The following is a 5,590-nucleotide window of genomic DNA, read 5'->3' on the forward strand; positions in this document are numbered from 1 at the left end:
GTCGGCACTGCGCGGCTGCTGCGCGCGCTCGGCGTGCTCGCCGCCGCTGCGCCGGCGGCGGTCCCCGCGGCCGACACGGAGGCCGATACGTTCGCTGCCGCCGACGCCGGCGCGCAGGCCGTCATCGAGCTGCGCCAATACACCTTGCATCCGGGCCGGCGCGACGCCTTGATCGCGCTGTTCGAGCGCGAGTTCGTCGAAACGCAGGAAGCGGAGGGGATGCGCCTGCTCGGCCAGTTTCGCGATCTGGACGATCCGGACCGCTTCGTCTGGCTGCGCAGCTTCCGCAGCATGCTCGCGCGCAAGGACGCGCTGCAGCGCTTCTACGGCGGCCCGGTCTGGAAGACGCATCGCGAGGCCGCGAACGCGACGATGATCGATTCGGACAACGTGCTGCTGCTGCGGCCGGCCGGTCCCGAGACGCGCTTCATGCTCGAGGGCCGCGCGAGGCCCGCCGTCGACGCAGATGAGGATGCAGCGATTCTGGTCGTCGCGCAGATCCACTACCTGCGACAGCCCGCGTCGCCCGCAGTGATCGAGCTCGCGCGCACGCAGGGTGCGGAACGCTGGCGTGCGGCCGGCGCACGGCCGCTGGCCGTCCTGATCAGCGAAGACGCCGAGAACACCTTCCCGGCCCTGCCCGTGCGCCGCGGCGAGCACGTGCTCGTGACGTTCACGGCCTTCGACGACGCGGCGCATTACGCGCGTGCCGTCGCCGTCGCACGGGAGCTCGAAAGCACGCTGCAACCATACCTGTCGCGCGCGAGCGAAACCCTGCGCCTGCAGCCGACACGGCGCTCGCTGCTGCGCTGAGCAGCGCATTGCCGCAACGCTGCGCACGGCGGATCCGCGGCGCTGCGGTGTTCGTTCGCGCATCACGGGCGCTCTTCTTGAATGGATGCTTTTGCAGATTGCAACAATGCACAATGAATAATCTATCCGGCATGCTTTCGCGTTCACCGCGACGACGACGGCACTTCGTTGCCGCCCACGCATGGACGCCGAACGGCAGCCCGGTGGCACGCTTTCGCGGCGTGCGTTTGCGGCTCACGGCGGCGGCGGCCGACAAAAAATGACGCGGGTTTTTTGGAAGGATCCGCCAGGAGAAAGGCCGGCCGGCGTTGCGGATCGGGCGGGCCGCGCGAAATTTTGCGTGCGGCCCCGATGGGGAATATTTTATCGATTCGCCGGCGCGTTTTGCAGTCCTGACAAGCGCCGGGCCGCACGTTACCTTGCGCCGCCCCGCCCCCACGGACCCCGTCATGAAAGACCTGACCCAAGGCTCGATTCCCGGCCATCTGCTGCGCATGGCGGTACCGATCGCGATCGGCATGCTGTTCCAGATGCTGTACGTACTGATCGACCTGTACTTCGTGGCCCAGCTCGGCGACGCGGCCATCGCCGGCGTCGGCACGGCCGGCAACGTGCAGTTCATCATCATGGCCGTGACCCAGGTGCTCGGCGTCGGCACCATGGCGCTGATCGCGCGCGCGGCCGGACGCAAGGACGCGACCGACGCCAATCTCGTGTTCAACCAGAGCCTGCTGCTGGGTCTGCTGTGCGCGGCGCTGACCCTGCTCGGCGGCTACGGCGTCGCCGGCGGCTACATCCGCACGCTCGCGGCCGATCCGGCCACGGTACAGGCCGGTCTCGACTACCTGCACTGGTTCCTGCCGGGCATGGCGCTGCAGTTCGCGCTGGTCGGCATGGGCTCGGCGCTGCGCGGCACCGGCATCGCCAAGCCGACGATGGTCGTGCAGGTGCTGACCGTGGTCATCAACGCGCTGCTCGCGCCGGTGCTGATCGCCGGCTGGCTGACCGGCAAGCCGCTCGGCGTCGCCGGCGCGGCGCTCGCGAGCACCCTGGCCATCGTCGCCGGCGTGATCATGATGGTCGTCTACTTCGTGCGCCTCGAACACTACGTGCATTTCGACCGCAAGCTGCTCGCGCCGCAGCCGGCCGTCTGGAAACGCATACTCGCGATCGGGCTGCCGCCCGGCGGCGAGTTCGCGCTGATGTTCGTCTACATGGGCGTCATGTACTGGCTGATCCGCCACTTCGGCGCCGCGGCTCAGGCCGGCTTCGGCATCGGCTCGCGCGTGATGCAGGCGATCTTCCTGCCGGCGATGGCGATCGCGTTCGCGACTGCACCGGTAGCCGGACAGAACGTCGGCGCCGGCTTCGGCGACCGCGTGCGTGAAACGTTCCGCTCGGCCGCCGGCATGGGCGCGGTCATCATGTTCGCGCTGACCCTGCTGTGCCAGTGGCGGCCGCAGGTGTTCGTCGCGCCGTTCACACACGAGGCCGACGTGGTCGCGGTCGCGGCCGAATTCCTCGGCGTGATCTCGTGGAACTTCGTCGCGTCCGGGCTGATCTTCAGCGCGTCGGGCATGTTCCAGGCACTGGGCAATACCGTGCCGGCGCTGGTCAGCAGCGCGAGCCGCCTGCTGACCTTCGTCATCCCGGCGGTCTGGCTGTCGACGCAGCCGGGCTTCCAGCTGCGCCATCTCTGGTGGCTGTCGGTCTGCACGCTCGCCTTGCAGGCCGTCATCAGCTGGCTGCTGCTGCAGCGCGAATTCCGCCGGCGCCTGCCGCAGCTGCAGCCCCGAGCCGCGGCACCGGCCGAGTGATACCGGCGCGCGACGCGGCCGCCGGACGGCCGCGTTGCGCGCCTTGCGCATTGCCTCTGCCGGCCGCTGCGGCGCCGGCCGGCGCGCGTATCGTGCGCGGACTCCCGCACCGGATGTCCCCATGCCGTCCGTCCCCGCCGCACCGCGTCCGTACCGCCCGCTCCTGGCCTGCGTGCTGGCCGGCCTCGCCGCCGGCAGCCTCGATCTGCTCTACGTGTTCCTGTTCCACGGCCTGCGCGGCGTCAGCCCCGTGCGCATCCTGCAGTACATCGCGAGCGGGCTGCAGGGCGCCGCGGCGTTCGAGGGCGGCGCCGCCAGCGCGGCGCTCGGCGCGGCCGCGCACTATTTCATCCTGATCGTCGCGGCCGGCCTGTACCTCGCCGCGAGCCGGCGCCTGTCCTGGCTCGTGCGCAGCGCCGCGGCGGCCGGCGTCGCCTACGGCCTGGCGATCCATCTGGCCATGAATCACATCGTCGTGCCGCTGTCGGCGGTCAAGGTCGGCAACACGAGCACCTTGTCCCAGGCCACCAACCTGCTGATGCATCTGTTCGTGATCGGCCCGGTGCTCGCGCTGGTGCTGCGCCGCGTGGCCTGGACGCCGCCGCGCGACTGAGCCGCACCGCGACCCGGCTTGTGCAATGCAGCGGAGTCCTTACCTGTACTTTGGTACAGATTCACCGGCGCGGGCCGAGGACTACGCTGCGCGGCAACCTTGGGAGGGTTCGCCATGCATACTGTCGCTCGCTTCGCGTTGGCCGTCGTCTCGTGCCTGGGTCTTGCCGCCGCCGCGCAGGCGGCCTGCGTCGACAACGTCGTGCTCGTCCACGGCAACAGCGGCTCGCCGCCGGATTTCGACAACACCTACGTGGAGCTGCGCGCGCGCGGCTACAGCGACGCGCAGATCCGGCTACCGGATTGGGGCAGCAAGACCTGCCCGGCCTGCAACGACCACAGCGGCAGCGAGGAAACGCCGGTCGCCAACGCGCTGAACGCGGCGATCGCCTCGTCGTGCACCGGCAAGATCGACGTGATCGGCCATTCGATGGGCGTGACCCTCGCCGCGCGCGAAATCCTCAAGCTCGGCCTCGCCGCGAAGGTCGACACCTTCGTCGGCATCGCCGGCGCCTATCGCGGCCTCTACAGCTGCGGCATCTATCCGTACAACGTGCCGACCTCGACCTGCGGCAGCAACGGCCTGTCCATCGGCAGCCCGCTGCTCAACGGCCTCTACGCGAAGAAGCTCGCCGCGCGCGAATACTCGATCAAGTCCTACGTCGACGAGATCGTCTGCTCGACCGGCACCTGCCTGGTCTACGGCGTGCATTCCTCGTCGATCGCCGGCGAGAACGCCAGCTACACCTATCCCTACTACCACTACCAGCTGCTCTGGTTCACCTCGATCCTGCAGGCCGACCTGATCGACTGAGTGGCGCGCACGCGGTCCGCCGGCCCGGACGACGGCCGGAGAAAAATCGCCGCGGGCGATGTCGATCCGGCGCTCTCCGGTTCGACGCCTGGATACCGAACGATTGACCGCCGGCCACGGCGGTCCTTCGCGTCGGCCCATTCCCGCCGCCACCGCCCCGGAGCACCGCATGAGCACGCAGATCTTCGTCAACGTCGCCGTCAAGGACCTGAAGCAGTCCATGGCTTTCTTCGCCGCGCTCGGCTACGCGCACAACCCGACCTATACCGGCGACGACTCGGCCTGCATCGTCATCAGCGATCAGATCTACGTGATGCTGCTGAGCGAGCCGTTCTTCCGTTCCTTCACCGACAAGGCGGTCTGCGACACGCGCACGCACCTGGAGGGCTGGCACGTGCTGTCGATGGACAGCCGCGCCCGCGTCGACGAGCTCGCCGCCAGGGGCGTCGCGGCCGGCGGCCGCGAACCGCGCGAGGCCGCGGACTACGGGTTCATGTACAGCCGCGCGATCGAGGACCTCGACGGCCACACCTGGGTGCTCATGCACATGAGCGGCGAGCCGCCGGCCGCCTGAGATCCGCACGGCAGCGGCGCCGACCGCGTCGCATCGCGCGCCCGACGGCGCCTGCCGCGTTCCGGCGCGGCACGGCGCGCCGGCGGCAGCTCTCAGGGCGGCGGCGTCTCGGCCAGGTGATCGCGCGCGGACAGGTAGCGCAGATAGCGCGTGCAGCCGTGCAACGCGAAATAGACGGCGCCCGGCAGGCCTATCTGCCAGCCGTTCGGCTGTTCCGGCAGCGCCCAGGCCAGCAGCATCGACAGGGCGGCGAACGCGGGCAGCAGGGACCAGCGCACGACTTCGCGGCACGTCGCGCGGCGTTCGAATGCCGACAGCGCGAGGCGGTCGCGCAGCTGCCAGGCATGCCGGTACAGCAGCGCCATGACGCCGCCGAGCGTGCCGAAGGCCAGCGCGTATGCGTAGTACACGGCGCGCAGCTCGCCGATGTTCTCGATGACGAAGCGCGCCGGCAGGAAGCCGCTGCTGAGCCACGCGAACAGGGCGCCGAACAGCATCTTCAGCGGATAGACGTAGACGAGCACGAGGAAGATCAGCAGCAGCCCGAGCTGGCGCGAGCGGCGGTCGTCGAGACCGTAGCGCCGGGTCCAGACCTCGTGGCCGGACCAGAACACGATGACCATCAGGAAGCTCGCGGCGAACGTCGGCACCAGTTTCAGCGCCGACTGCAGCTTCGGAATGCTGTCGGGCACCTCGGCGCCGGCGATCACGAGCACGGTCAGGGTGAACGCGAACGAGGCGTCGAGAAAGGACTGGTGCCGCGTGACCTCGCGGCCGCGGTCGGCGAAACCGTCTTCGCGCACGCCGGGCTCCTGTTGCGAGACCATGCCGCCGTTCCGCTTCCGGGGAAGGCCGAAGGCTAGCACGGGCTGCCGCGGTGCCGCGGCGGCCCGGAGCGGACGCTCGGCGAGGACGCCGGCGCCCCCCCACGGTCCCGGCGCAGCGCCGGTCGCATCCGCG

General features: G+C 69.9%; 6 protein-coding genes. 5 read left to right on the forward strand and 1 reads right to left on the reverse strand.

Annotation, left to right across the window (positions count from 1 at the left end; translation table 11 throughout):
* From NON22_RS19590 to NON22_RS19610, 5 genes are all read left to right on the forward strand, one after another.
* On the forward strand, window positions 1–813 hold an 813-nt coding region (locus tag NON22_RS19590), incomplete at its 5' end, for an NIPSNAP family protein (protein ID WP_257388662.1).
* Between the two features lie 449 nt (window positions 814–1,262).
* Window positions 1,263–2,630: an MATE family efflux transporter gene (locus NON22_RS19595; RefSeq protein ID WP_257388663.1), complete on the forward strand. Its 1,368-nt coding sequence runs from the start codon at window positions 1,263–1,265 to the stop codon at window positions 2,628–2,630.
* Between the two features lie 121 nt (window positions 2,631–2,751).
* Complete coding sequence (locus tag NON22_RS19600; RefSeq protein ID WP_257388664.1) at window positions 2,752–3,243, forward strand: hypothetical protein; 492 nt, start codon at window positions 2,752–2,754, stop codon at window positions 3,241–3,243.
* Between the two features lie 114 nt (window positions 3,244–3,357).
* Window positions 3,358–4,056 carry a lipase family protein gene (locus tag NON22_RS19605; protein WP_257388665.1) on the forward strand — a complete coding sequence of 233 codons (699 nt, stop codon included), beginning with the start codon at window positions 3,358–3,360 and terminating at the stop codon, window positions 4,054–4,056.
* A 169-nt stretch (window positions 4,057–4,225) separates the two neighbouring features.
* Complete coding sequence (locus tag NON22_RS19610; protein WP_257388666.1) at window positions 4,226–4,630, forward strand: VOC family protein; 405 nt, start codon at window positions 4,226–4,228, stop codon at window positions 4,628–4,630.
* 92 nt (window positions 4,631–4,722) lie between these two features.
* Here NON22_RS19610 and NON22_RS19615 read toward each other — a convergent pair whose 3' ends face one another.
* Window positions 4,723–5,457, reverse strand: a complete 735-nt coding sequence (locus tag NON22_RS19615) for a TMEM175 family protein (protein ID WP_257388667.1) — start codon at window positions 5,455–5,457, stop codon at window positions 4,723–4,725.
* Window positions 5,458–5,590: the final 133 nt, after the last annotated feature.

The sequence above is a fragment of the Tahibacter caeni genome (assembly GCF_024609805.1).
Classification (GTDB): domain Bacteria; phylum Pseudomonadota; class Gammaproteobacteria; order Xanthomonadales; family Rhodanobacteraceae; genus Tahibacter; species Tahibacter caeni.

What these genes read in the sequence shown, in the direction of transcription:
- NON22_RS19600 (WP_257388664.1), top strand. Translation starts at nt 2,752, where the DNA reads ATGCCGTCCGTCCCCGCCGCACCGCGTCCGTACCGCCCGCTCCTGGCC.
- NON22_RS19610 (WP_257388666.1), top strand. Translation starts at nt 4,226, where the DNA reads ATGAGCACGCAGATCTTCGTCAACGTCGCCGTCAAGGACCTGAAGCAG.
- NON22_RS19605 (WP_257388665.1), top strand. Translation starts at nt 3,358, where the DNA reads ATGCATACTGTCGCTCGCTTCGCGTTGGCCGTCGTCTCGTGCCTGGGT.
- NON22_RS19615 (WP_257388667.1), bottom strand. Translation starts at nt 5,457, where the DNA reads ATGGTCTCGCAACAGGAGCCCGGCGTGCGCGAAGACGGTTTCGCCGAC.
- NON22_RS19595 (WP_257388663.1), top strand. Translation starts at nt 1,263, where the DNA reads ATGAAAGACCTGACCCAAGGCTCGATTCCCGGCCATCTGCTGCGCATG.